At 46.5% G+C, this 26393-nt stretch carries 23 protein-coding genes, 1 tRNA gene and 8 pseudogenes; 29 read left to right on the forward strand and 3 right to left on the reverse strand.

What is annotated here, in order from left to right:
• Positions 1 to 106 precede the first annotated feature (106 nt).
• From JCM11969_RS00540 to JCM11969_RS00565, 7 genes and pseudogenes are all read left to right on the forward strand, one after another.
• A pseudogene (locus tag JCM11969_RS00540) lies at positions 107 to 2183 on the forward strand (peptidoglycan D,D-transpeptidase FtsI family protein).
• Between the two features lie 124 nt (positions 2184 to 2307).
• Positions 2308 to 2457: a 50S ribosomal protein L33 gene (gene rpmG, locus JCM11969_RS16855; protein WP_082409093.1), complete on the forward strand. Its 150-nt coding sequence runs from the start codon at positions 2308 to 2310 to the stop codon at positions 2455 to 2457.
• Between the two features lie 81 nt (positions 2458 to 2538).
• Positions 2539 to 3081, forward strand: a complete 543-nt coding sequence (locus tag JCM11969_RS00545) for a 5-formyltetrahydrofolate cyclo-ligase (protein ID WP_054706955.1) — start codon at positions 2539 to 2541, stop codon at positions 3079 to 3081.
• 17 nt (positions 3082 to 3098) lie between these two features.
• The gene (locus tag JCM11969_RS00550; RefSeq protein WP_054706958.1) at positions 3099 to 3773 is read left to right on the forward strand and encodes a rhomboid family intramembrane serine protease; all 675 of its coding nucleotides are present in this window, start codon (positions 3099 to 3101) and stop codon (positions 3771 to 3773) included.
• 41 nt (positions 3774 to 3814) lie between these two features.
• Complete coding sequence (locus JCM11969_RS00555) at positions 3815 to 4030, forward strand: YqgQ family protein (protein ID WP_054706962.1); 216 nt, start codon at positions 3815 to 3817, stop codon at positions 4028 to 4030.
• A gap of 18 nt (positions 4031 to 4048) precedes the next feature.
• Positions 4049 to 5010 (forward strand): annotated as a pseudogene (locus tag JCM11969_RS00560) (ROK family glucokinase).
• 52 nt (positions 5011 to 5062) lie between these two features.
• A complete protein-coding gene (locus JCM11969_RS00565; RefSeq protein WP_054706965.1) occupies positions 5063 to 5473 on the forward strand; it encodes a rhodanese-like domain-containing protein in 411 nt (136 codons plus the stop codon).
• A 677-nt stretch (positions 5474 to 6150) separates the two neighbouring features.
• On the opposite strand, the gene JCM11969_RS16860 is transcribed toward JCM11969_RS00565, so the two are convergent.
• Positions 6151 to 6324: a DUF3042 family protein gene (locus JCM11969_RS16860; protein ID WP_065903390.1), complete on the reverse strand. Its 174-nt coding sequence runs from the start codon at positions 6322 to 6324 to the stop codon at positions 6151 to 6153.
• Between the two features lie 108 nt (positions 6325 to 6432).
• Between JCM11969_RS16860 and miaA the strand changes: the two genes are divergently transcribed.
• From miaA to JCM11969_RS00595, 6 genes are all read left to right on the forward strand, one after another.
• Positions 6433 to 7356, forward strand: coding sequence for a tRNA (adenosine(37)-N6)-dimethylallyltransferase MiaA (miaA, locus tag JCM11969_RS00570; RefSeq protein WP_054706968.1), 924 nt, complete (start codon positions 6433 to 6435; stop codon positions 7354 to 7356).
• A gap of 80 nt (positions 7357 to 7436) precedes the next feature.
• Positions 7437 to 7820 (forward strand): MerR family transcriptional regulator, encoded by a 384-nt coding sequence (locus JCM11969_RS00575; protein WP_054706971.1) that lies wholly within the window; start codon positions 7437 to 7439, stop codon positions 7818 to 7820.
• 43 nt (positions 7821 to 7863) lie between these two features.
• Positions 7864 to 9204, forward strand: coding sequence for a type I glutamate--ammonia ligase (glnA, locus tag JCM11969_RS00580; protein WP_054706972.1), 1341 nt, complete (start codon positions 7864 to 7866; stop codon positions 9202 to 9204).
• Positions 9205 to 9607: 403 nt separating this feature from the next.
• Positions 9608 to 10492, forward strand: a complete 885-nt coding sequence (locus tag JCM11969_RS00585) for a hypothetical protein (protein WP_054706975.1) — start codon at positions 9608 to 9610, stop codon at positions 10490 to 10492.
• Complete coding sequence (locus JCM11969_RS00590) at positions 10485 to 11405, forward strand: hypothetical protein (protein WP_054706978.1); 921 nt, start codon at positions 10485 to 10487, stop codon at positions 11403 to 11405. Before JCM11969_RS00585 ends, JCM11969_RS00590 begins: the two co-directional genes overlap by 8 nt.
• Positions 11406 to 11474: 69 nt before the next feature.
• Positions 11475 to 11969, forward strand: a complete 495-nt coding sequence (locus tag JCM11969_RS00595) for a hypothetical protein (protein ID WP_054706980.1) — start codon at positions 11475 to 11477, stop codon at positions 11967 to 11969.
• Positions 11970 to 12033: 64 nt separating this feature from the next.
• On the opposite strand, the gene JCM11969_RS00600 is transcribed toward JCM11969_RS00595, so the two are convergent.
• Positions 12034 to 12107, reverse strand: a tRNA-Arg gene (locus JCM11969_RS00600).
• A 236-nt stretch (positions 12108 to 12343) separates the two neighbouring features.
• On the opposite strand from JCM11969_RS00600, the gene JCM11969_RS00605 reads away from it, so the two are divergent.
• From JCM11969_RS00605 to JCM11969_RS00610, 3 genes and pseudogenes are all read left to right on the forward strand, one after another.
• The gene (locus JCM11969_RS00605; RefSeq protein WP_054706983.1) at positions 12344 to 12523 is read left to right on the forward strand and encodes a hypothetical protein; all 180 of its coding nucleotides are present in this window, start codon (positions 12344 to 12346) and stop codon (positions 12521 to 12523) included.
• 825 nt (positions 12524 to 13348) lie between these two features.
• Positions 13349 to 13420 (forward strand): annotated as a pseudogene (locus JCM11969_RS20810) (zinc-ribbon domain-containing protein); the annotation flags it as partial.
• Positions 13421 to 13426: 6 nt separating this feature from the next.
• Complete coding sequence (locus tag JCM11969_RS00610; RefSeq protein WP_054706986.1) at positions 13427 to 14311, forward strand: hypothetical protein; 885 nt, start codon at positions 13427 to 13429, stop codon at positions 14309 to 14311.
• A gap of 473 nt (positions 14312 to 14784) precedes the next feature.
• Here the strand turns inward: JCM11969_RS00610 and JCM11969_RS00615 are convergent, their stop codons facing one another.
• Positions 14785 to 15105, reverse strand: a complete 321-nt coding sequence (locus JCM11969_RS00615) for a heavy metal-binding domain-containing protein (RefSeq protein WP_054706987.1) — start codon at positions 15103 to 15105, stop codon at positions 14785 to 14787.
• An 818-nt stretch (positions 15106 to 15923) separates the two neighbouring features.
• On the opposite strand from JCM11969_RS00615, the gene fabZ (JCM11969_RS00620) reads away from it, so the two are divergent.
• The 13 genes and pseudogenes from fabZ (JCM11969_RS00620) to accA all read left to right on the forward strand — a co-directional run bounded on the left by fabZ (JCM11969_RS00620) (position 15924) and on the right by accA (position 26268).
• Positions 15924 to 16367 (forward strand): 3-hydroxyacyl-ACP dehydratase FabZ, encoded by a 444-nt coding sequence (gene fabZ / locus JCM11969_RS00620; RefSeq protein ID WP_054706990.1) that lies wholly within the window; start codon positions 15924 to 15926, stop codon positions 16365 to 16367.
• A gap of 70 nt (positions 16368 to 16437) precedes the next feature.
• Positions 16438 to 16890 (forward strand): MarR family winged helix-turn-helix transcriptional regulator, encoded by a 453-nt coding sequence (locus JCM11969_RS00625; protein ID WP_054706993.1) that lies wholly within the window; start codon positions 16438 to 16440, stop codon positions 16888 to 16890.
• A 15-nt stretch (positions 16891 to 16905) separates the two neighbouring features.
• Positions 16906 to 17886, forward strand: coding sequence for a beta-ketoacyl-ACP synthase III (locus JCM11969_RS00630; protein ID WP_054706996.1), 981 nt, complete (start codon positions 16906 to 16908; stop codon positions 17884 to 17886).
• Between the two features lie 36 nt (positions 17887 to 17922).
• Positions 17923 to 18168, forward strand: coding sequence for an acyl carrier protein (locus JCM11969_RS00635; protein ID WP_054706999.1), 246 nt, complete (start codon positions 17923 to 17925; stop codon positions 18166 to 18168).
• Between the two features lies 1 nt (position 18169).
• Positions 18170 to 19129: a DUF561 domain-containing protein gene (locus JCM11969_RS00640; RefSeq protein ID WP_054707002.1), complete on the forward strand. Its 960-nt coding sequence runs from the start codon at positions 18170 to 18172 to the stop codon at positions 19127 to 19129.
• Complete coding sequence (locus tag JCM11969_RS00645) at positions 19126 to 20064, forward strand: ACP S-malonyltransferase (RefSeq protein WP_054707005.1); 939 nt, start codon at positions 19126 to 19128, stop codon at positions 20062 to 20064. Before JCM11969_RS00640 ends, JCM11969_RS00645 begins: the two co-directional genes overlap by 4 nt.
• Before the next feature lie 9 nt (positions 20065 to 20073).
• Positions 20074 to 20807: pseudogene (locus JCM11969_RS00650) on the forward strand (3-oxoacyl-ACP reductase family protein).
• Positions 20808 to 20818: 11 nt separating this feature from the next.
• A complete protein-coding gene (fabF, locus tag JCM11969_RS00655; RefSeq protein ID WP_054707007.1) occupies positions 20819 to 22048 on the forward strand; it encodes a beta-ketoacyl-ACP synthase II in 1230 nt (409 codons plus the stop codon).
• Position 22049: 1 nt separating this feature from the next.
• Positions 22050 to 22529 carry an acetyl-CoA carboxylase biotin carboxyl carrier protein gene (accB, locus tag JCM11969_RS00660; RefSeq protein WP_054707010.1) on the forward strand — a complete coding sequence of 160 codons (480 nt, stop codon included), beginning with the start codon at positions 22050 to 22052 and terminating at the stop codon, positions 22527 to 22529.
• A 367-nt stretch (positions 22530 to 22896) separates the two neighbouring features.
• Positions 22897 to 23270, forward strand: a pseudogene (gene fabZ / locus JCM11969_RS00665) (3-hydroxyacyl-ACP dehydratase FabZ).
• An 8-nt stretch (positions 23271 to 23278) separates the two neighbouring features.
• Positions 23279 to 24654: pseudogene (locus JCM11969_RS00670) on the forward strand (acetyl-CoA carboxylase biotin carboxylase subunit).
• A pseudogene (locus tag JCM11969_RS00675) lies at positions 24655 to 25511 on the forward strand (acetyl-CoA carboxylase carboxyltransferase subunit beta). It begins immediately after the preceding pseudogene.
• A pseudogene (gene accA, locus JCM11969_RS00680) lies at positions 25511 to 26268 on the forward strand (carboxyltransferase subunit alpha). The pseudogenes JCM11969_RS00675 and accA overlap by 1 nt, the downstream one beginning before the upstream one ends.
• Positions 26269 to 26393: the final 125 nt, after the last annotated feature.

Below are 26393 nucleotides of genomic sequence, written 5' to 3' on the forward strand. Positions count from 1 at the left end.
AAAAGGATGTGGAACTTCTAAAAAGTTTTAAAACCCTGTTGTGAAAATGGCCGTGCGCTTGAAATTATGGTAAAATAATGAAGTTAGATAAGGAGCGTTTAGGACATTGAAAAATTTCTTTAATCGAATCACTCGAAAACAATCACATAGAACTGGTTCAACGAGTTCTCAAATTCCGTTCCGGATGAATTTTTTGTTCGTCATCGTAGCGCTGCTGTTCATGGCTTTAATTGCACAGTTAGCGTACCTGCAGATCCTTCACGGCTCGCAATTAAAGGCGGAGGTCAACTCAACGGATAATACGGTTGAAACCAGCAACGTCCAACGTGGCGAGATTTTTGATTCTACGGGTCGGGTCCTTGTTGGGAACAAGTCGCACCAAGCCATCAGTTATACTAAGGGTGTTGACGTGCTTTCAGGTGATCTCTATAAGATTGCCAATCGACTCAGTAAGTACATTACGGTGTCTAAATCATCACTGACTTACCGTAATGAAGCGGACTACTACGTTGCGGATACGTCTCGACTGGCACAAATTGAGAAGAAATTGCCAAAGTCGCAACAGAATTCAACGGATGAGTCAGACTATGCGGTGACGTATTACATGAACCACAGCAGCCAATACAAACTGACTGCGCAACAGAAAAATGCGGCCGTGATTTACGCGAGGATGAGCGGCGCATACTCGTTGTCAACGACGTACATCAAGGAAACGGGTGTGACCAATAAAGAAATTGCCGAAGTTGGGGAGCATCTTTCCGATATGCCTGGCGTTAAGGTCAGCACAAGTTGGACGCGTGACTACCAGAAGGGAGTTCTCTAAAGAGTATTATTGGGACGGTTTCTTCAGAAAAGACAGGGCTGCCAAGTGACAAAGTCAACCAGTTCTTAGCTGAAGGCTATTCTCGAAACGACTCCGTGGGTCAGTCTTACCTTGAAGAGCAGTACGAATCTGCACTGAAGGGGACTAAGTCTCAGACTAACGTTGAAGTTTCTGGGACGAAGATCATGAAGGAAGTTAAGAAGTATGGTGGGAATAAGGGGGATAACCTGCAGTTGACCATCAACGATTCCTTCCAAAAGAAGCTGCAAGCCCTCGTGAAGTCGGCTGAATCAAGTGCCGGCGGCGATTCAACTGGGACTTACGCGGTCGTGATGAACCCGAACACGGGTGCCGTCATTGGGATGGCTGGTGAAGACCGAAACCCATCGACTGACAAGTTAACTGAAAATGCCTTGGGTACCATGACCAGCGCGATTACAATGGGGTCAGTGGTTAAGGGTGCCATGGTTTCCGGTGCCTGATGGATGGTGTGATCACGCCATCCAATAACACCTTGGAAGAAATGCCGATCCGTGTTGGTGGGGTCAAAAAGTCGTCATGGTTTAACTCGTCAGGGAGTGCCGATATGGAATTGACCGCACCACTTGCGTTGGAAGTTTCTTCTAACTCTTACATGATGCAGTTGGCCATGAAGGAAGCTGGGTTCCATTACTACTCTGGGGCACCATTAACCATGAGTACCAGTATCTTCGCTAAGTTACGGGGTTACTTCTACCAGTTTGGCCTCGGTGTGAAGACCGGGATCGATATTCCTGGTGAAACAACGGGGATCGAAGGGGCAAGTACCAAAGCACATATTGGGAACGCACTGGATGAGGCCTACGGTAACTACGATGGGTATACGGTCATGCAGTTGGCACAGTATATTTCGACAATTGCGAATGGTGGTCGTCGAATCCAGACCCACTTGCTGCAATCCATTCGTGGGACGAGCAAGTCAGGCGGTTTGGGTGCCATTAAAGCCGAAGTCACCCCAAACGTGTTGAACACCATTGATATGACAGCTGCTCAAAAAGCAGTCGTTAAACAAGGGTTGTACGACGTTGTTCACGGGACCAACACCTACAAAACTGGTGGCGCGCTTGATACGATCAAGCCAGCTATTTCAGCTAAGACTGGGACTGCCCAAACGTTCTACAAAGGGACTGCCACCGAAACGTTGAGTTTGGTTTCGCACGCCCCTGTGTCTCATCCTAAGGTCGTTGTCGCATTGGCAATGCCAAACTTGAGCACAAGCGATGAATCAAACAACATGACCTTAGCCAAGCAAATTTACAAGGCCTACTGGTCAACGGTTCAGTCAACCTCAACACTTTCATCAAGTTCTAGCAGCAATTAACGAGGTGTTAAGTAAAAATACTTAACATATTATCAAAATCCACTGGTAATTCTGGTTCAAAAATGATAAACTACTATGAGTTAAGGCTTTTGCCTAATTCGAGTTAAGTTGGGAGGTTAAGGCAATGCGCGTACACATTACATTGGAATGCACTGAATGTGGTGAACAAAACTACTTATCAAGTAAAAATCGGCGGAACAACCCAGACCGGGTAGAGCTTAAGAAATACTGCCCACGTCAACGCAAGGTTACGTTACACAAAGAAACAAAATAAAAGGCAAGGGCGATGAGCCTGCGCCTTTTTTTATTAATATTGAAACGATGGACCTGTAGCCAAGCATAAGAGAGGTAAACGATGAAGAAAAAAGCACTGCGAGAACAGATTATTGCTAACTTGACGGCACTGTCACCAGATGTTCGGCACTTTCAAGCTGACGAACTTTACCAGGATCTATTTGCCAGTCATGCCTGGAATACCAGTCACACGGTCGCTGTCACGATGTCGACTGAAACTGAGTTAGACACCCAGCCGATCATTGAGGCGGCCCAACAAGCGGATAAGCGTGTGCTCGTGCCACGAACTTTTCCGGGTCGGCAAATGGAATTTGTGCCGCTGACGGATGCGGTCCGTTTAGAAACCAGTGAATACGGCATTGAAGAACCCGTTAACGGGAACGCAACTGTCAAGTCGGCAATTGATCTCATCGTCGTTCCCGGCCTTGGGTTTACCCCGGCTGGTGACCGGTTAGGCTTTGGTGGGGGTTACTATGACCGTTACTTGGCTGATTATTCTGGCCAAACGGTGTCGTTAGCACTTGACGCCCAACTCTTTGACACCCCTCAGTGGTCGGTGAAAGAACATGATATTCGCGTTCAGCAGGTAATTACAGTACACTAAGGAAGTGGCAGACACACATGCAAGTTCGAGTTAAGCGATGGTTGGCCGGCCCGTATATGACAACGGGCCTCATTGCACTAATGGTCATCATTTTTTTAGCCATGGAACTCAGCGGCGGTGCAAGCAACGTGCACGTCCTATTGACGTTCGGGGCAAAATGGGATCCGCTGATCAATCAAGGCCAGTGGTGGCGACTAATTACGCCAACGTTTCTGCATCTTTCGGTAGAGCATATCTTATTGAACATGGTCACGCTGTATTTTCTTGGGATTCAGATCGAATCACTCTTTGGTCACAGCCGTTTTCTCATCATCTTTTTAGTTTCAGGAGTTGGCGGCAACCTTGCGAGTTACGCGTTTAATCCGTCAGCAATTTCTGCTGGTGCAAGTACGGCAATCTTTGGCCTATTTGGCGCGTTTTTGATGCTTGGTGAATCCTTTTGGGAATATGATTATATTCGGCAAATGACGCAAACATTTCTCATTTTTATCTTGATGAATCTCATTTTTGGCTTTTTTACACCCGGCACTGATATTGCGGGGCACATTGGTGGGTTAGCCGCCGGATTCCTTACAGGATACGTGGTTGGCGCACCGAAAATGGGACCGGTTGCTTTCACAAAAAGAATAATTGCTGTAATTGTTCTCATTCTTATGATGAGTGGGCTATACTATTACGGCCGAACGTTGTAAAATGGTAAAGTACTCGTGTCAGTATCGGAGGATGTCGCATTATGAAAACGCTATATGATGTACAACAGCTGCTCAAGCAGTTTGGCATTTACGTGTATGTAGGTAAGCGCCTTTGGGATATTGAAGTCATGGCGCTAGAACTTGACCATCTTCACGACGCCCAGGTCGTTGATCAACAAACGTATCTTCACGCCAAGATGGTCTTGACCCGTGAACATCGTCTCGAGGAAGCACGTGAAAGTAATAAAACCAACTAGTACTGGAGGAAACAACTCATGGCAAAGTGTTTGATTGGAATTGATTTAGGTGGAACGACCACCAAGATGGCGTTTCTCACGCACGAAGGCGAAATTACTCAAAAGTGGAGCATTCCTACTGATATCAGTAACGAAGGCGTCAATATCGTACCAAACATCATTAAGTCATTAAAGGAAACCATCAGCAAATCTGGCTACACCACGGACTCCTTTATCGGTATCGGAATGGGGACGCCTGGTGCGGTTAATATTGAAAACGGTACCGTAATTAATGCGTTCAACTTGAATTGGACCAAGACGCAACACGTTCGCGACCAGATTCAAACGGCATTGGGCTTACCGTTTGTTTTGGAAAACGATGCCAACGTTGCCGCCCTTGGTGAATTTTGGAAGGGTGCCGGCGAAAAGGATACCGACGTCATTTTCGTGACACTTGGTACCGGTGTCGGCGGCGGTGTGATTGCTGGCGGCCAACTGTTGCACGGTGTGAACGGTGGGGCCGGTGAAATTGGCCACATTTGTGTCGAACCAAACGGCTACCAGTGTACCTGTGGTAAGCGCGGCTGTCTTGAACAATATTCTTCAGCTACTGGGATCGTTCACGTTGCTAAGGACATGACAGCGACTTTACTGGCAAGTCTCGTTTAAAGGAACTGTTTGATAACCATGAAGATGTAACCTCTAAGATGGTGGTTTACCTTGCGGATAACGGTGATATTTTAGCAAGTCGGATCGTTGACAAGGTTGCCTTTTACCTGGGCTTGGCCTTAGCTAACTCAGCTAACATTTTGAACCCAGCTAACATTATCATTGGTGGTGGCGTTTCCGCTGCCGGTAACACCCTGTTACAACCAACGACCCGTTACTTCCAAGAAAACACCTTACCAGCAGTGCGTGACTCAACGCGCTTGAAGATGTCCCAACTGGGTAACGACGCTGGCGCAATTGGTGCCGCATCATTAGCACTTCGCTTTGAATAAAAAATAGCGTATACTTAATGACGGTAGTTTTTATTTTAAAGTAGAAGGGACGATGGAGATGGCTGCAGCAATTTCAACAACGGGACTTTATACGATCGTGCTGCTCATCATCGTTGTCGGTTGGCTGCTATGGCGGCTGTATACGCTTTATCAGCGGAACCAAGCGGCAAAATTGATTGATGAAGAGACGTTTAGACAAGGCATGCGCAAGGCCCAGGTGATCGATGTTCGAGAAAAGAAGGACTTCGATGCCGGCCATATTTTAGGCGCACGCAGCATTCCTTATTCAACGTTACGCGCATACTATCAACAGTTGCGTAAGGATCTGCCAATCTACCTGTATGACCAAGGCAAGGAAATGAGTTCACGTTCAGCAATCTTCTTGAAAAAGAAGGGCTATACGCAACTCTTTATCTTGAAAACCGGTTATGCGCGGTGGGATGGTAAAACCAAGCAATCTTAATGAGAAACCAAAAAACGCTGGTCGGTTGACTGGCGTTTTTTGTGGTTACATGGACTAATTAATATCGGCGCTGGATACTTTTGGATCAGGGTGGTAGTATTTCTTTTTTAACGATAGTAGAGGTATTTCATAAAGATGGCGTTCTATTGTCCGTTAGAAAAAACGCCTTCCGAAAACCAGACGCCCTTACGCTCCGCTATCTTAACGGTTTTCTCCACGCTCTAATTATGAGCAATACAATAAAGAGACGTTTTAATGATGTGCTTCTCTGTTATATAGCTGAAATGCGTTCCGAAAACCAAAGACTTGCACAGAAGGGTGTCATGCGACAAAATCCAAACCCGGGATTTTATCGCATAACACCCTTCTGCTCCAGTCTTTAACCGGTTTTCTCCACGCTCTAATTATGAGAGATTTACTAATGAATTCTCTAATTGTAGCGCTTTTCTTTCCTCAAGCTGAAACGCGTTCCGCCCCCTAACCGGTTTTCTCCACGCTCTAATTATGAGCAATATAATAAAGAGACGTTGTAATGTTGTGCTTCTCTGTTATATAGCTGAAACGCGTTCCGAAAACCAGACAGCTGCACGTAAGGGCGTCACGGCACAAAATCCAAACCCGGGATTTTATGCCATAACGCCCTTACGCTCCGCTATCTTAACGGTTTTCTCCACGCTCTAATTATGAGCCGATCGACTCTTTCTTGCTGCTTTTTTACGGTTGTCTTCAAAACGTTGTTCTTGGTCTTCGATGGGTTCGACGATCTTCTTTTTAAAGGAGAGGACGGCACCGGCTACTGCGCCTAGTGTGGCCACTGATCCAAAAAGAAAGCCCTTTGCAAAATGTTTCATTGAGAAAGCCCCCTTAACAAGTTAGAATATAGATTGTGTTAGTTACATTATGCAGGTTTTGCCTGCAAATATCCAGTATCTGAAGTTAAATTATAGCGGAGTGACAATATGAAAAAGTTAATGGCCATTATCGGCCCAACGGCGGTTGGTAAAACGGCCTTATCAATCAAATTAGCACAGGTCTTTAATGGCGAAGTGATCTCTGGGGACTCCATGCAGGTCTATCAAGGTTTAGATATTGGCACAGCTAAGATCACAGCTGATGAAAAGCAGGGCGTGCCGCACTACTTAATTGATATTAAACAGCCGAATGAACGGTATTCTGTTGCTGATTTTGTGGCCAGCGCACAGCAACTGATCGATGAGATAACCGCACGTGGTCATGTGCCCATGATCGTCGGCGGTACTGGTTTTTACTTAAAGGCACTCCTCTACGACATGACGCTTGGTGGTGACACTTATGAACCGTCAGAGGCTGTTCGCCAAAAATGGCACCAGTACGCGACTATTAGGGGCCAACAGGCGCTTTGGGACCACCTTGCAAGCATTGATCCAGATGCTGCTGAGAAGATTCCAGTCTCAAATGAACGGCGTGTTGTCCGAGCACTTGAGGTCTATGACCGAACAGGTGAGTTATTTTCAAAACAATCATCCGGCACAAAATTACGTTGTGACCCGCTCATCATTGGCCTGAATACGGACCGTGTGTTGCTGTATCAGCGCATTAACCAACGTGTGGACCAAATGCTGGATGAGGGGCTAGAACGAGAAGCACGGCAATTATTTGACGCAGGTGGCCAGGACTGGCAGTCGGGCAAAGGAATCGGTTATCGCGAGTTCTTCCCGTATTTTGAGCATCAGCAACCAAAACAAGAAACGGTCGAGCAAATTAAGCAGGATACGCGGCACTATGCCAAGCGCCAGCTGACTTGGTTTCGCCATCAGGTCCCCGTTACTTGGTTCGACATTGTCCAGCATCCGGAGCAGCTGCCGACCATTCAGGATACCGTTTCGCAGTGGCTTTTAAACTGATGTAATAAAATCTTACATGCGTTCTTGACATCCCATTTCACCGTGGTATGATAAACCCATGAAAAGGAGGTGTGAATGTGATGACAGAAAAGGAGTTACAACGTTCAAAGTCCGTGCTGCCCATTGGGACGGTCATGCGGTTAACTGAATTGTCCGCTCGTCAGATTCGTTACTATGAGGAGCAGGGTCTGGTGATTCCCACGCGAACTGAAGGTAATCGCCGGCTCTATTCGCTCAATGATATTGACCGGCTGTTAGAGATCAAGGATTATCTGACAGAAGGCATTAACATGGCGGGCATCAAAGAGATTTACGAACAGCAACGTAAACGGGCTGCTGAACGTAAAGAAGAGACCCTTACCGATAACGATGTGCGGCAGATCCTTCATGATGAGTTTCTTAACATTAGCGGCATGGAGCGTACTTCTGGGACATCATTACATTCTCAGAAACCTCTCGAGTAATCAATAATGTTGCGTTCAAACAATTCTTTTAAGGAGCGATTTTATGCCAAAACACGATTATAGTAAAGACGATATCCGTCAGATGGCCGAAGACGAAAATGTGCAATTTTTACGGTTAATGTTCACTGACTTATTTGGGACCATCAAGAACGTGGAAGTGCCGATTTCACAATTGGAAAAACTGTTAGACAACAAATTGATGTTTGATGGCTCTTCAATTGATGGCTTCGTTCGCATTGAAGAAAGTGATATGTACATTTACCCCGACTTGACCACTTGGATGATCTTCCCGTGGTCTAGCGAACGTGGTAAAATTGCGCGTGTGATCTGTGAAGTTTACACACCAGATGGCAAGCCGTTCGCTGGCGACCCACGGAACAACTTGATCCGGGTGCTGAGCGACATGCGTGAAGCTGGCTTTACAGACTTCAACATTGGGCCTGAACCAGAATTCTTCCTCTTTAAGATGGATGAAGATGGCAAGCCTACGACGACCTTAAACGACAGCGGCTCATACTTTGATATGGCGCCAATGGACTTGGGTGAAAATTGTCGGCGTGAAATCGTGTTAACCTTGGAAGAAATGGGCTTCGATGTTGAAGCTGCGCATCATGAAGTGGCGCCAGGCCAACATGAAATCGACTTTAAGTATGCGGATGCGTTGACCGCTGCTGATAACATTCAAACCTTTAAGCTGGTTGTGAAGACCGTTGCCCGTAAGTTTGGGCTGTACGCAACCTTCATGCCAAAACCATTAGCCGGTATCAATGGGTCTGGGATGCATTTGAACATGTCTCTGTTTACTAAAGACGGCAACGCCTTCTTTGATGAAAAGGGCGACTTACAGTTATCCGAAACGGCCTACCACTTCTTGGGCGGCTTGTTGGAACACGCACGCAGCTTTACTGCGATCTGCAACCCAACTGTTAACTCATACAAACGGCTGGTACCAGGCTACGAAGCACCCGTTTACGTTGCTTGGTCTGGGTCAAACCGGTCACCATTGATCCGGGTACCAAACTCACGTGGGTTGTCCACCCGTTTGGAAGTCCGCAGTGTTGATCCATCAGCTAACCCATATTTAGCAATCGCTGCCGTTTTGGAAGCTGGGTTAGATGGCTTGAAGAAGAAGCTTGTGCCTGAAGAAAGTGTTGACCGGAACATTTACCGGATGGACGCTGAGGAACGAACTGAAAACCACATCACTAACCTGCCAGACACGTTACACAACGCTTTAAAAGACTTGTCAGCTGACGAAGTGATGAAGAAGGCCATGGGGCCACATCTATTCCCAAGCTTCATTGAAGCCAAGAATTTGGAATATGATGCTTATCGCACCCAAGTCTCAAAGTGGGAACGCGATCAATACCTTGAAATGTACTAAATCTAAACTTTAAAAGAATTGTCGAAAACACGCTGACGGTGGTTGGCGTGTTTTTTAATTGAGTGCGGGCCGTTTGGTTGTAAAGTGGGGCAGATGGGGCAATATTGGGTGTAATGGTATTGTGCGTTTATTTGGCTCTTTGTCAACTGGAGTCGGCTTCGGCACTCGTATTTTACCTAGCCTAAACGTGTTCAGCAAGGCACGGGGCTAACGTGTAAGGGACGCTGACAAAAAAGTCAGGCCCGGACTTTTCTGTCAGCGTCCCTTACACACCGCCCCTGACCCGCCTGTCTTCACAGGCTTAAAAATTTTTTTCGAATTTTATCTAAACCGCTTTATTATTTGGCCCGTTTCCGTTAACATTAAATTAGCTACATATGAGAAAAGATAAACGAGGGATAATATGCAAAATAGTGAAGAAAACCAACAAGAGCTCAAACCAAGTGAGACCCAGCTTGACCTCTCGATAACACAGAAGATTACCTATTTACAGACACTGCAGCAGGCGCTTCACGATGGTGATGACCGACAGATCTACGAATTGATCGATAAGGTGCGCTATTCACGTGAAATCAAAAAATCGCGGTCGATCACGAAGGCGGAGGACCTGTCTAACCTGATCGATGATGCCCACGCGCAACTGAGTCACTATCTGAGCCAGAATTTGATCGAATACCTTGGGAAAACCTATCCCTTCTTTTACTATGACGAAACGGCAGAAGGGCAGTTTGACATTTACTTTGGTAACTGGTGGGACCGGCGCTTATTTGGCCAATTAGACGTGTTAAACGTTGCCTTTAAGTTTGATGATGACGAATACGGTAAGTTGAAAAAGGCGTTTGAGCTTGATGCCATGCACCAGCGATACAACACCGAAAACATTGCCGCAATTACGTCAAAGAGTGCTGAATTGCAGGAACTCATCAATCATCAAGACGACCGTGATCGCGAAAAAGAAGACTTGCGGGCACAGCAAAAAGAGGTCAGCCAAAAGAGTACGATGCCGTGGGATTCTGGTAAGGTTAAGGAAGAACGCCAGACCATTATCGACAAACTGACACAGTTAGCGGATGAGGATGAAGCGGCCATGAATGCATCAAAGACCATCAAGGAAAACGATGATCGCATTCTGGAATTATCAAAGGAAGACACCATTTTGAATTATGAGAAACAATCGATTCAAAAGACTTTTGATGATTTTACGCACTTTGAGTCACACAACCAAAGTCTCTACACTGATTATTTGACAAATCTGATTGGGAAAGGTCAGGTGATCTCAGATGATTAACGAAAATGATCCGTCGACACTGAGTACCAGTGGCCGATTATTATCGTATAATAGTGCCGTTAAAGAAGGGTTACAGACTGGGCTGAAGTTTACTGAACTGATGGATCAATTGATCAGTACTAAGGATCCGGACGTGCTTGTGCGTTCAGCGCAGGAACTCTCAACGTTCGTGCTGGACACGGACTACGTGACCTTCCCACACCAGTACAACACAGCGGACTATTATTTGATTTTCATGAGCCGGTTGTTAGAGCTGCACGGTAAGGATAACGTGATTACACTGCAGTCGCATGAAGACCAGCACCTGACCCAACAAATTGCGTCGCTTGAAGACAAGGGTGTCTTTTCCTTTATGATTGCCAATGATGGGACTGGTGGTGTCTATTATCAAGAACAGGTCACTGGCGAAACGATCTTTTATTTGAACCTGCAACGCAAGATGCTGCGGATCAACAGTGCGGCAATCACGAAATTATTTGTGATCACTTATCATGACCAGGTTGAAACTGATCAGATCCTGGCCACCACCCAATTGTTTATGGACTTTGGGTCTTCACTGAAAGAGGACTACGGGTTCAGTGTTGACTTCAATATTTTGGACACCAGTAATAATGAATTCTATGCCTTCAGTAATTCTAATTTATCGGATGAAGTGGTTGATAAGTTATTTGTTGCTGCAGCGAAGGAAGACTACATGCTGATGCATTCAAATGATGGTGCGGTGCTAGAATTGCCTAACCAAGTCACTTTGCATATTACAAGTAAGAATGCAAAGTGGGGGTTAACGGTCCATGATGACGACGAAACAACATCCTGGTTTAAGCTATTGCTAGACTATCCGTTTGTCCGTGAATGGTATTTGGATAACTTGACTGATTTGGAAATCAAATCCGACCCGTTAGTTTTTGGGTAGGATAATGGAGGAGCAGACAACTCGTGTGCTCCTTTTTGAGTTTATGTAAACGAGAAAGAAGTGGAAACTGTGGCATTAAATCTTGCTAACATGTTACAAACGGCGATTCAACGACGGAACCAACTATTATACGAAAACGATATTGCACTCTCCTCGGAGGAAACGATGCGGGGCAACTATGTCCGCTTGGATGTTGCTTTGGCTGATCTGGCCAACACCATGGGGTGGTTCGAACTCACTGACAAGCCAATCCAAGCAAATCACGATGACTTGCTTGCGACGTATTTAAAAGCGATGGATGGCTTTTTCCAGGTTGCGGCAAAACAGACCTGGTCTCAACTGATCGTTCAGTCAGATGATAAATTAGCGGCTTTGAAAGCTACTAAAAAAGCAAAGTCACTCAGTCAGCAGTACCTTGCGATGAAGCAGCTAGTATTCGATGCTTTTCTTAAGCACGAACAACCAGCTTTTGAACATGCCTGGCACTTATTTTTGAAGTTAGGATTAGTGGATCTTGAATTTACTGAGGATGAGCTGGAAAAGGCTTTTTTAGCGGAAAAATAACGGATTAGATGAAATGAAAAAAGCGTGGCTTGCAATTTAGTTTGCAAGCCACGCTTTTTAATCATGTCGCAAGAGAGATTCGAACCCTCGACCTACGGTTTAGAAGACCGTTGCTCTATCCAGCTGAGCTATTGCGACAGTGTATTAACGAACATGTATAATTATAAGAGATACCCAGAGTTAAGTCAACGTGATTTCAATGAGTTTTAGTGAAAAGCAGTGGTACATAACCTGCTCGCATTAAAGGTAAGGTGATTGGCGACCCAAGCATCAATAAATATTGATTGCGATAAAAAATATTCAACAGTTTTGGGTTCAATCTGATGGTCATGGCGTAGTTACTCATAGTCCAAAAGTTAAAGGAGGAACTCGCTATGTTACTGCCAAATCATTACCATAAGATTACAACGCCCGCTGGAGAAATTCGAATCGACCTCGTTGACCTGGAAATTAGGGTCTATATTGGTGATCGGTTGTTTGATCATTATCGTGTTGAGAATTACGATGAAGCCCGTTTTAAATATTTGGCAACGGTAGCCTATTTTTCAGAATAGGTTAAAGCCATTGAGATAAGACGGTCTAAGTACCGGCACAAAGGTAATTGTGATACTACAAGGAAAACACAATCAAGACCAACTAGTTCGCTGTACACCCCAAAAAATTTAGAGAAAAATCCCGATTCATACAACTAAAAAGGTTACGATTTGTTAAAAAGGAGTTTAGTTACTTGCTATTTAGCTGAGATAATTTAATAATAGAATTGTAACACAATTGAAATCTTTATTTTCTCTTAGGGGGGTTCGCTATGGTTTTTGTCTCATTTATCGTTTTTCTATTTATCATTGCGGGCGCATACGAATATTATCAAAGTTACACCCGTAAAGTTGCCGGTCCTAAGCATTTTGCGTCTAACAAGCGTGAGGGAGCAAGTTCGATATTAAGCAAAACGCATCTTAGTTAAGCCGGAAAACAGCCCTAAATCGTGACTGATGGTTAACCATCATGAACCTAAAAAATGTGTCTCGTAAGTGTGTCTTACGGGGCACATTTTTGTCGAAAAAAGAACTGCATTACGCTAAGTGAGCGTAATATGTTATATACAAAAACTAATATGGCAGTCTTTATTTCTAATTAGGTTGATGGCAATTCTCACTGCATTTTTAGCCGTGCCATTCGATTCAGAACCAAAGTTTAATATTCCTTGAATCTTTTATCTGAAGGGTGTTATCGACATCCCAGTTGCGCTATATTGACGATAAGCATGTTAGCCGACCAACAAAGTCGACTAGCTGACTTCATTTAGAAAAGAGGGAAAGGACGCCACACTTCTTACGACTGTGGCTTACACTAGCCATAGCCTAAAAGGTGGCAATATGCTTATGAATGATCTTTATTGTCCAGATTGCGGTAGTCTAGTACCCAATAACGCCCAGTATTGTCCGCGATGTGGATTACCGGTGAGTCAAATGCAAGCTCATAACTCGACGACATCCCAATCGGATGAGCGTCCAGAAGATACTAAGAACCCCAATTCACGGTCGGCCTCTGCTGCCAGCATGAAACGGCGTACGAAGCCGATACCGTGGCAACAGTTAACACCATCGCGTGCTCATTTGGGAACTGTGATCCGTTTTCTATTAGCCAACTCGTTGACCCTTGGGTTGATTTTTCTATTGGCCATTATTTTTTCACAGTATCGGTGGTGGTTCTTTGCGGTTTGGGTCATTGCAAGTTATTTATATCCGTTACTGTTAAATAAGTCGACTTGGCCATGGGAGCGGCGACTCTTTGGGTGGCTTCACCAGTCCTCCGAACCACGATCCGAACCAGAGCCTGTTTATGGTGAGCCTGCAAGTGCGAGGCAACCGCAGTCAGCGGCACCTCAAGTAGCGCCTCAATTTCAACAGACTGCTGAATCTGAACCACCAGCTGCGACCGCTAATAATCGCCGACAGGGTTTCAGACAGGTCTTGCAGCGTCTTGGCAATCCTGAATTGAAACGCGGCATTATTTTCTTACTCGTTGGTGAAGTTCTGAAATGGGTCGGTGGGAGTATTGCGAGTGAATCACTCAGCACTCAAATCACAAGCATGATCAACAGTAGTACGGTTTCATTTAAGGGCTATTGTCTGATTGTTTCCTATCTATTGATCGGTTGGGGCGTTTTTGCGATAGGTGGCGGCATTGTCAAACTATTATTTCACCATCAGCATGGCGGCCGACTTTATAAACTTGCAGCGGTGGTCATTGGCATTTTAACAACGGTTATCGTGGGCTACTTATATGGTCATCCCGTTGATGGCGGTTATCAGCTGACAACAGCACTCATTGGTCCAACATGACAACTAGCAGTTTACTGAATATCATTAACTGGGTACCGTGGGTGTTTGCAATCCTTTATTTATTGGGTATCCTGAAAAATGCACTTAGAAGAAATCGATTCTTTTAGCGCTGAACTTGTGTTTAATAAAATTGGCTATTGCAGCATTCCGGATAGGAAAGCTGCAATAGCCAGTTTTTCTGTCAGTTGGACATTTTTAAAGACACAAAAAACCGGCCACTCACTAGCCGGTTTCTAGGTAAAACATTCAAAGGATAATCGCAGTACAGAAGTTATTATAGCACAGATGATAGCGTTTTCAATAGACTTTCTGAAAGAACTTGTTATCTCTCAATTATTTGGCGGCGAACCACGTCAAGGATACCAACAAAAATCACGGTAATTGTTGGCGGATTAACGTTTAGGTCACAATCGTTTTTTTTGATAATGGATTCTCATTTTCACCATAAATGAAACAGTGACAGAAAAGTGTGCTTATTTAAACTTGACTGCTGTTCCGTACGCAGCAACTGACTGCATATCGTCGCTGATTGAACCAGAATCAAACCGCATCATCACAACCGCATCGGCACCCAAATCAACAGCATTAGACCGTAGCCGTTCGATGGCAACATCACGGGCTTCAATCATCATTTGCGTGTAGTCTTTGATCTCTCCGCCGACCAAGTTTTTCAACCCGGCACCAATGTTACGTACGATGTTTTTGGACTGAGTCGTTAAGCCAAAGACTTCACCAATGACGTCATACTTTTTTCCTGGAATGTTTTCGGTAGTGGTTACTAAAATTTCAGCCATAATTGTGGCCTCCTTAGTTAAATTAGGTTTAGTGTACCATGGGGGCTTCATATAGGAAAGAAAACGTTTCTTTTGGGGTGTCTTAGATGTTAAGACGCAGGTGATTGGTAAGGATGGGAAGGATAGAGGGATGTGACGGGCAGGGGGTAATAGTGGATTAGCTGCATTAAGTTTCAAGGTTTAGTCGGAGGATGATTGATGGGCCTTTTGCTGTTATGTTTTCTCTCAGCAATGATAGCTCTGGTGAAACGAACTTTTAACAAATGAGGGGGGGTTGGACTCTGATCTTAGAGAGTGTTGGCATTGGCTATTTTTTGGAATTAGTTAGGGATATACCATCGTTTAGTCTACATAGTCGAAACGAGTTCCAGGAAGCAAGGGGCGGCCATGTAAGGGAGTCTGGCACAAATGCCAAGGTCAGGCATTTCTGCCAGACTCCCTTACATTCTGCCCCTTAACCGCTTCCTTCCACTCTCTCTATTACTTTAATTCGTCAAGAAACTTGTGCAGTCAATTGATTAAAAATACAGCTGTGCAAAAACGACATTTCAACCTTAGATTGCGCAATAATTACCTCAGAACAGCTTGTCTTCAAGACTAGCTCATAGCGTCTGTAACGGGCTTTACACGGATAGTTTGAAGGTCAAAGAATAAATTTTAATAAAGTGTGACCAGCCCCAAGAATAGGGGGTTTTAAAACGCAGTTATGCATGCATATTCACAATAAAACTTGACAAATTAGGGGCATTTATCATAACATACTGCCATCAAATACTTTGATGTTTGAAATACTTTGACAAGGATGTGTTAAACAGTACATGCAATTAACTTCTCAGGAAATTCAAACGTTGATTCCGAATCGATTCCCGATTTTTTACATGGATGGCGTGACCGAATTGACCCCTGGCGAGTCAATTACGGCCATCAAAAATGTCACCGCAGATGAAAGTTTTGTGAATGGGTATCGCCCTGGCGAATTTATTATGCCTTCAGCACTGATCGTTGAATCATTGGCTCAGGCTGCATCGATTTTAATTCTGAAGTCACCGGCGTTTCAACACAAAACCGCTTACTTAGGCGGCATTCCAAAAGCGGAGTTTTTGAAGGACGTTAAGGCAGGAAATCAGCTTGCTTTAAAAGTTACCATGAAAAAACAGCGCGATAACATGGGCATTGTTTCTTGCGAAGCAGTTGTTGCGGACGATGTCTGTGTTCGTGCTGAACTCATGTTTATTGTTGCCCCAGATGACACTCAGGAGTGATTCTGGCAGTCGTCACTGCTATTATTTTGATGATGAAATAATTTGACTTTCAAAGCAGGTGGTGGGTGTGATGGACGCGGCGACAACTAAACGCATCAATGATCTTTTAACAACAGTGTATAATGATATTCTGCGCGTCGAGGAACGTGAACTTAAGAAAAGCCGCTTTAAAGACATTTCGATTAAGGAAGTGCACGCCATCGACGCCATTACTATGTATGAGCATAAAACGACCTCGCAAGTGGCTCGGGAGTTAAAAATTACCCCTGGAACCCTCACAACGATGATCAACCATTTGGTCCGTAAAGGCTATGTGGTCCGCTTGCGTAGTGATGATGATCGCCGGTTTGTCCGGTTGGGATTGACACGGCGCGGCCGACTCATTTTTCGGGCGCACGAGTCGTTTCACCGGCACATGATCCAATCCTTTACGCAGGATATGGATGATGAACAGGTGCAGCTTATCGAAAAAGCACTATTGAATTTACAGGCGTTTTTGGAATTTCCAGAGACCCTCAATTAAGTAAGGAGTTTACTCATGGCAGGCATTAAAATTGTGCAAACTGCGCATGAAGTTCCAGACAAGATCGTGACAAACGATGAGTTGACTCAGTACATGGATACTTCTGATGAGTGGATCAGCAGCCGGACTGGCATTCGACAGCGACACGTCACCACAACACAGACAACGTCGGCATTGTGCGGAATCGTGGCTGATCGGTTACTTGAAGACGCTGGCTGGTCAGCAGATTCCTTAGACTTTATCGTGGTCGCGACCATGTCACCAGATTACATGACCCCGGCAACGGCGGCCATTGTGCAGCACCATATTCACGCAACGAACGCCTTTGCGTTTGATTTAAACGCTGCTTGTTCAGGCTTTATTTACGGGCTTAAAGTTGCGGGCGACCTATTAAAGGGTGGTCAAAAGCGCGGGATGCTTATCGGTGGTGAGACGCTTTCAAAACTGGTCGACTGGCATGAACGGTCAACGGCTGTTTTGTTTGGTGACGGCGCCGGTGGGGTGTTGCTTGAACGTGTCAGTGATACAGATCAGTCGCAGTTTTTAGCGTCTGATCTGCAGACCTTAGGTGAATTGGGAGATCGGTTAACAGCTGGCTACCAGCCGTTGACGTCACCGTTTGCGACGGATGATACCGACGCACACCAGCAGTATTTTGAAATGGACGGCCGCGCAGTCTACAAATTTGCGACCCGCGACGTGCCTAAGTCGATCAACCGCGCACTGGTCAAAGCCGACAAAACGGTTAAGGACGTTGATTATTTTTTGTTGCATCAAGCCAATCAACGCATCATTAACCAAATTGCAAAACAACTTGATTTACCAGAAACACCGTTTCTTTCTAACGTTGCCAATTACGGTAATACCTCGGCAGCAAGTGTGCCAATTCTATTGGACGAAGCTGTTCGAGCGAGGACCATCCAACGTGGTCAGCTGATTGCGTTGAGTGGGTTTGGCGGTGGCTTGACCATCGGCACCCAACTGATTATTTACTAAAAAACTAAAACAGATATTATAGGAGAATTTTATATTATGACTAACGACGAAATCTTTTCAAAAGTACAAGCAATTATCGTGGACCAAACTGGTGAAGATGCAGAAAAGGTCACTATGACGACCAACATCAAGGAAGACTTGGATGCTGATAGCTTGGATATTTTTGAAGTGATCAACGAAATTGAAGACGAATTTGATATCAAGATCGAAACTGAAGAAGGTATCGACACCGTTTCTGATTTAGTTGGTTTCGTTGAAAAGCAATTGAAGGAAGCAAAATAACATGCAATTAGACCCTTTTATGGCCTCATTAGACCTGAAATATCCGATCTTTCAGGGTGGGATGGCCTGGGTCGCTGATGGCCGGTTAGTCGCTGCGGTTTCAAACGCTGGCGGCTTAGGCATTATTGGTGCCGGTCACGCATCTGGTCAGATCGTGCACGATGAGATCGAAATGGCGAAATCGTTAACTGACCGACCATTCGGTGTTAACGTGATGCTGCTATCGCCTCACGTTCAGGACGTGGTGGATGTCATTTTGTCTGAAAAAGACAGCATCACGGTTGTTACAACCGGTGCCGGTGACCCAAGCCGCTATCTGGAAGACTTTAAGGCTGCTGATATCAAAGTAGTGCCCGTTGTCGGTTCGGTAGCGCTTGCTAAGCGCATGCAGCGGGTCGGTGCTGATGCCGTGGTTGCAGAAGGTATGGAGTCAGGTGGCCACATCGGTAAGCTGACAACCATGGCCCTCGTGCCACAGGTGGTTGACGCCGTTGATATTCCCGTGATCGCTGCGGGCGGTATTGCTGACGGCCACGGCATGGCAGCTGCCTTTATGTTGGGCGCTGTTGGTGTGCAGATGGGCACGCGCTTTTTGGTGGCTCAAGAATCAAAGGTGCACCCTGACTATAAGCGTGCCGTGTTAAAGGCTAAGGATATCGACACGGTTGTGACCGGTGAATTTGCAGGTCATCCAGCCCGTGTCTTAAAAAATAAAATGGCAAAGCGCTTCATGAGAATTGAAAAGGCCGAGGCGTCTAAGCCGGAGCCAGATTTTACTGATGTCGAAGAATTGGGTAACGGCAGCTTGCGGACGGCAGTGCTGACTGGCGATGCTGAAAACGGTGCGTTCATGGCCGGACAAGTTGCCGGTCTTGTGAAGGAAGCTGAACCGGCAGCCGACATTTTGGCTGACGTGTACGCCCAAGCAATCGCCCTTATGGATGGTGAAAAAATCAGATGACAATTGCACTTTTGTTTAGTGGCCAGGGATCACAGAAAACGGGTATGGGTCAAGATCTTTATGAAACCCAGGCACCTTATCGCGACACCATTGACCACGCTAGTCAGGTGTTAGGGATTGATTTGCCTGCCCTGTACTTTGATGATACTAAAGCGGATCAGCTTAATGAAACGCAGTATACGCAGCCCGCAATCGTTGCCATGAGTATGGCGGTGTATCAAACCATCAAACCGCAACTCGACGATCAAGTGAAAGTCGGGCTTGGACTGAGTTTAGGCGAATACAGCGCACTTGCCGCCAGTGGCTTTCTCACATTTGACGAGGCGCTTAAACTGATCGCACTTCGCGGGCAGTTAATGCAGCGAGCTAGCGATGATGATCCTAGCAAAATGGTAGCCGTAATGAATACGCCGATTGAGGTACTGCAAGAAGCTGTTAAGGCTGGTCAGACGACTGGCCGGGTTGCAATCGCTAACGTGAACACGCCTAAGCAGGTGGTGATCGGTGGCGATGTCAGTGCTGTTGATGCTGCAAGTGCGTATCTCACTGACCACGATGCGGGTCGTCAAGTGACGTTAAATGTGAGCGGGGCGTTTCATACGCCACTCATGCAATCGGCGCAACAGCCGCTGCATGAAGCGCTCACGCAAGTCAACTGGCAGCAGGGGCACTTCCCAATCATGAGTACCACGCAACTGCAGCCGTTTACGCCGGCTGACATTGTCACGACACTTACTGATCAGTTGGTGTCTACCACGCATTTTTCAGACGCGTTGACACAGGTGGCACCAGACGTGGACACGGTGATCGAGGTCGGGCCAGGTAAGACCCTGATGAGTTTCGCTCGGAAGACGGTTAAGGGCCTTAACTACTATCATATTGATAGTGCCGAAACGCTCACTGACACGTTGGCAGCAGTAGCGGCCCAGAAATAGGAGTTCAACATGAATTTAGAAGGTAAAACTGTCCTTGTAACAGGAGGTACCCAGGGCATCGGGCTGGCAATTGCGCAAGCCTTTGCGGACCAGGGGGCAAATATCGTTTTAAATGGCCGTCACGCCGTTTCAGATGATGTTAAAAAGACCATTGAAGCTCAGGGTGTGACCTGTTGGGACTTCAGCGCCGATATTACGGATGAAACGGGTGTCGCTGCCTGATCAAACAGATCTACGCGGTCAGTGACCACCTTGACGTTGTGGTCAACAACGCCGGAATCGTTAATGATAAATTGTTGAATCGGATGTCCATGGCTGATTTCCAAGAAGTGGTCACCACGAATTTAACGGGGACCTTCAACGTGATCAAGGCTTGTTTGCGGCCCATGTATAAAGCACGGGCAGGCGTTTTCATTAACCTTGCCAGTGTCATCGGGCTGACTGGAAATATTGGTCAGGCGAACTACGCGGCGAGCAAAGCCGGCATCATTGGATTAACAAAATCGGTTGCCAAAGAAGCTGCAATGCGCGGTCTTCGATGCAACGCCATTGCGCCAGGGATGATCGACACTGCCATGACGGCAGCTTTAGCCGATAAAGTCAAGGACGGCATTCTTGAACAGATTCCGTTAAAACGATTTGGAAACGTGGAGGAAGTTGCACAAACTGCAATTTTCCTTGCACAAAACGAGTACATTACGGGTCAGACCATCACTGTTGATGGCGGCCTAACGATGCAGTAAGGAGATTGATTATGCCAAGAGTTGTGATTACAGGAATGGGAGCTGTTACCCCAGTCGGAAACGACGTTGAAACCTTTGTCGCCAGTCTGACTGCAGGGAAGGTTGGGTTTAACCCCATCACGCACTTTGACGCTACGGAAACTGGCGTGACACTTGCGGGGGAACTCACTGATTTTGACCCGTTGCAGCGGTTGAAAAAGCGTGACTTGCGGCGGATGGATGGGTTCAGTCAGTACGCGATGTACGCTACTGGTGAAGCCATGGAACAAGCCGGTATTAATGACGATAACACGGATTCTGAACGTCTTGGTGTTATTTACGGTTCAGGAATCGGTGGTTTGACGACCATTCAAGAACAGGTCATTAAAATGCATGACAAGGGACCTGACCGGGTCTCACCAATGTTTGTGCCAACGGCCATCTCAAACATGGCTTCTGGTAACATTGCCATTCACTACAATGCACAAAACATTTGTACGACCATCGTGACAGCTTGTGCCTCAGGTACGAATGCCATTGGTGAAGCTTTCCGTCAAATTAAGGACGGTCGCGCTGATGTCATGATCACCGGTGGGGCAGAAGCCTCAATTAACGAGATTGGCATCGCTGGGTTCGCAGCATTGTCAACGTTGTCCAAGGCTACGGATCCCGAAAAGGCATCCCGGCCATTTGACGCTGCTCGTGACGGCTTTGTCATGGGTGAAGGTGCCGGAACGTTGATTCTCGAATCACTGGAACACGCACAGGCACGAGGTGCAGAAATCTTGGGTGAGATCGTTGGGTACGGCTCAACTTCTGACGCTTATCACATTACGTCACCAGATCCAGCGGGAACGCAGGCATCACGTGCCATGAAGCTTGCTATCAAAGAAGCTGATATCACGCCCGCAGACGTTGATTACATTAACGCCCATGGGACTGCCACCAAGGGGAACGATAGCGCTGAATCATTAGCCATTAACAAGTTGTTTGGCGAAGACAGCGACGTGCTCGTTTCAAGTACCAAGAGTATGACGGGACACTTGTTAGGTGCCGCTGGCGCCATTGAAGCCGTTGCGACAACAGCAGCGCTTCAAAGCGGCAAGTTACCATTAAACGTCGGGATCACGGAACAAGACCCTGAATGCCAGGTTAACCTTGTCACCAAGGATAACCAAAACACGGCTGCCGAATATGCGATTAGTAACTCCTTTGGGTTTGGCGGCCACAACGCCGTGTTAGCTTTCAGAAGGTGGGCTTAAGATGACGATTGAAGAAATTCAAACGATTATCAATCAGATCAACGATAGCGAGATTCGTGAAGTCGAATTAGACTATCAAGATCTGCACTTATACTTAAACAAGAATAAACAGTCCCATCGTGTCGACCAGTCGGCGGCAGTACCTGTCCAAACGGCAGCACCAGTTGCCCAAACGGCACCAGTTGCTCAACCGTCTGAACAAGCTGCATCAGATGCACCGGCTGAACCAGTCGTTGCGGATAACGATGAAACCATCAAAGCACCGTTAGTTGGGGTCATTTATCTCCAACCAGCACCTGACAAACCAGCGTACAAGCAGGTTGGTGACCACATCGAAAAAGGCGACGTTGTTTGCGTTGTTGAAGCCATGAAGATGATGACTGAAATTAAGAGCCAAGTATCTGGGACGTTGTCACAGGTTCTGGTTGAAAATGAAGAAGTGGTTGAGTACGATCAGCCACTGTTTAAAGTGACCCCTTAGTTGCGGGTTATTAATATAGTAGAAATAAAATTGATTTAGGTTGCTGAACGTGTTCAGTAATCGCTATGTTGTTTAGGAACGAGGTTAGGATGAGGATGACTTGTTCTGACCTCTTCCTTGTAAAGTTTGTGGTTATAGGTGATGTAGCCGAAACGTGTTCCGCAAGGCAAAGCTCCTGCGTAAGGGACTTCCGACACAAATGCCAAGTTCGGGCATTTGCGCCAGAGTCAGCTTACGCTCCGCCCTTTAAGCGCCTTGCTCCACACTCTATTAAAATGAGGTGACCAAATTGTCCGAAGAAACTGAAACAAGTACCCATGAATTAGATGTTGTTGAAATTCAAAAAATCTTGCCGCACCGTTATCCAATGCTGTTGGTAGACCGTGTTCTAGACTATGTGCCTGGTGAAAAGGTCATTGCTAAGAAGAACGTTTCCGTTAATGAAGCCTTCTTCCAAGGTCATTTTCCTGGCAATCCCGTTATGCCTGGCGTTTTGATCGTTGAAGCATGGCGCAAGCTGGTGCTATTGCCCTCTTGACACTGGATGACTTTAAAGGCAAAACGGCCTACTTTGGCGGCGTCAACAAGGTAAAATTCCGTCAAATGGTTAAGCCTGGCGACACATTGCGGTTGGAAGTAACGTTAGATAAAATTCGCGGTAATGCTGGTTTGGGTCACGGGACCGCCTACGTGGATGATAAAAAAGTCTGCTCGGGTGACCTGACCTTTATGATTGGGTAGGTGAGTGCATGTTTAGGAAAGTATTGATTGCCAATCGCGGGGAAGTTGCAGTTCGGATCATTCGCGCCTTACGGGAACTTGGTATTCAATCCGTGGCGGTTTATTCCACTGCTGATGCTGAAGCGCAACACGTTAAGCTAGCCGATGAAGCTGTTTGTGTGGGTGGCCCACAACCAGCAGACTCTTATTTAAATATGCAAAATATTGTCAGCACCGCAATTTTGACCGGCGCTGAGGCCATCCATCCCGGATACGGGTTCTTATCTGAAAACGAAGAGTTTGCCGAACTGTGTGAGACTTGTCAGATTGCCTTTATTGGGCCTAAGCCTGAAACGATTCAACTGATGGGTAATAAGGCGAATGCTCGCATTCAAATGCAGGCTAACGATGTGCCAGTTATTCCTGGCAGTACCGGTTTTTTGAAAGATGCTGATGATGCTCTGGCAACCGCTGAAAAAGTGGGGTATCCAGTGATGTTAAAGACGGCCTCTGGTGGTGGTGGTAAGGGCATCCGTAAGGTGCTCACACCGGATCAATTGAGACCGGCTTACGCTGAAGCCACGAAGGAAGCACAGCTGTCGTTTGGAGATTCACGGATGTATCTTGAAAAGATCGTCTCACCGGCAAAACACATTGAAGTTCAGGTCTTTGCCGATGATTTTGGGCACGTGGTGGCATTTCCTGAGCGGGACTGCTCGCTGCAACGTAACCAGCAAAAGGTCATGGAAGAAAGCCCGTGCGCCATCATGACGCCTGAAGAACGTGAACACGTTCAAACGATTGCGATTCGTGCGGCAGAAGCCATTGGTTATCGCAATACTGGGACCATTGAATTCTTAATGAATCACGACCATGACTTTTACTTTATGGAAATGAACACACGGATCCAAGTGGAACATCCAATCACTGAAGCGGTTACCGGCATTGATCTGGTTAAGAACCAAATTCGGGTTGCTGCGGGGGAAGCGTTGCCGTTTACTCAGGCTGACGTCACGATTCATGGTGCTGCGATTGAAGCACGAGTCAACGCTGAAGACCCAGCCCTCGACTTTATGCCGCAGGTGGGCCAGTCAGACAGTTACGTCTGCCTGGTGGTCCTGGTATCCGAGTGGATAGTGGAATTGCCAGCGGTGATCAGATCACGCCGTTCTATGATTCAATGGTCGTTAAATTGATTGCCTATGCCGACACGCGGGACGAGGCGTTTGCCAAATTACGTGAAGCCCTGGCCGAGTTTGAAATGGACGGTATCGCTTCTAACCAGGCGTTCTTATCAGCGCTTCTCGATGATCCTGTCGTGATGCGCGGCGAAGCAACGACGAATTACATTATGACGACGTTCCTGCTTGAATTTCAGCAACAACACGTTCAGGAGGTGTCGTAAATGAATTTTGGCGAACACGTCAAACGGTTTTCGTCGCGATCCGTTTCTATCCTGAAGCACTATGAAGCCCAGGTGCCAAACGGCATCTGGATTCAATGTCCACGCTGCCATGCCAGCTTTTATTTTAAGCGTTCCGGCCAGTATCGGGTGTGCCCTGAATGTGGGTATGGGTTTCGGGTATCGGCCAAACGACGCTTGAAAATGATTACCAAGCACTTCGAAGAATGGGATGCGGATATCGTTTCAAAAGATCCAATCGATTTTCCTGATTACGAGAAAAAGTTAAAAAAAGCACAGTCTGCGACCCATTTGAAAGACGGGGTTTTAACTGGACTGGCAAAAATCGATGACCAGCCGGTTGCCCTAGGCATCATGGACCCCTTATTCATTATGGGCAGTCTTGGAACCGCCAATGGTGAACGGTTGACCCGGTTGTTTGAACGGGCGACTGAACAGGGACTGCCCGTGGTCTTGCTGACAGCTTCTGGGGGTGCCCGAATGCAGGAGGGGATTTATTCACTCATGCAAATGGCTAAGATTTCCGTGGCGGTCAACGAACACAGCGATGCTGGCTTAGCCTATATTTCGGTGATTATGGATCCCACGACCGGTGGCGTAACGGCAAGTTTTGCCACTCAAGCCGATATTACGTTGGCTGAACCGCATGCACTGCTGGGCTTTACTGGTAAGCGGGTCATTGAACAGACCATCAACAAACAGTTGCCGGATGATTTTCAGAGTGCTGAGAATAGTTACAAACGTGGTTTATTGATGAGATCGTGCCGCGAGATCAACTTGCTGGCCGGTTAAGTCAACTGCTGCGGATCTTAGAAGCACCAAAGTGGGGTGACGCGTAATGACACAGGCTTCAGACATTGTTGCGGGTGCCCGCAGCGATCAAAAAACAAACATGCAGGCTATCGTGGATGCCCTTTTTACTGATTTCTTTGCGTGTCACGGTGACCAGATCAGCGGTGATGACCCAGCAATCATTGCCGGGTTAGCAACGTTAAAGGAACACCCAGTCGCCGTTATCGCTACTGAAAAGGGGATGACCCTTGAGGAGCGACTGGCGACCCACTTTGGCAGTCCGGAACCGGCCGGCTATCGAAAAGCGTTGCGTGTGATGCGCATGGCTGAACGGTTGCAGGTACCGATCGTCACTCTGATCAATACCCCGGGCGCTATCCGGGTGCGGATGCAGAAGCTGCGGGACAGGGTCAGATGATTGCTAAAAATATTCGAGAAATGCTCACGCTTAAGACGCCGATCCTCACGATCATTGTTGGGGAAGCGGGGTCCGGCGGTGCGCTCGCACTTGCTTGTTCCGATACGATTTGGATGCTGGAGAACAGTATGTATTCAATTCTGTCGCCTGAGGGGTTTGCTTCCATTATGTGGAAGGATGCGCACAGGGCGGACGAAGCCGCTGAGTTGATGCGGTTGACGCCTGAACAGCTCAAGGAACAGCAGGTCATTGACCAGGTGTTTCCAGACGACGTTGTTTTAGATGACACGTTTCAGCAAACAATGGCGGATGAGCTAACTAGATTGGCCGATCAGACCACGAGTACGCTGTTAACGAAACGACAAGCAGGATTCCGTAAATTTTAGGTTGTAATTTTACTGCAATTATACTAATAATAAATAGAGATAAAATTGGATTTGTGAAACTACCGTCTGGTAGGGGGTTGACGACGCCCTGTTTTTCATGTAAAATGCAATTTGTTGTATTTGTG

Origin of the sequence: Secundilactobacillus paracollinoides DSM 15502 = JCM 11969 (assembly GCF_001311135.1) — a bacterium.
GTDB lineage: Bacteria > Bacillota > Bacilli > Lactobacillales > Lactobacillaceae > Secundilactobacillus > Secundilactobacillus paracollinoides.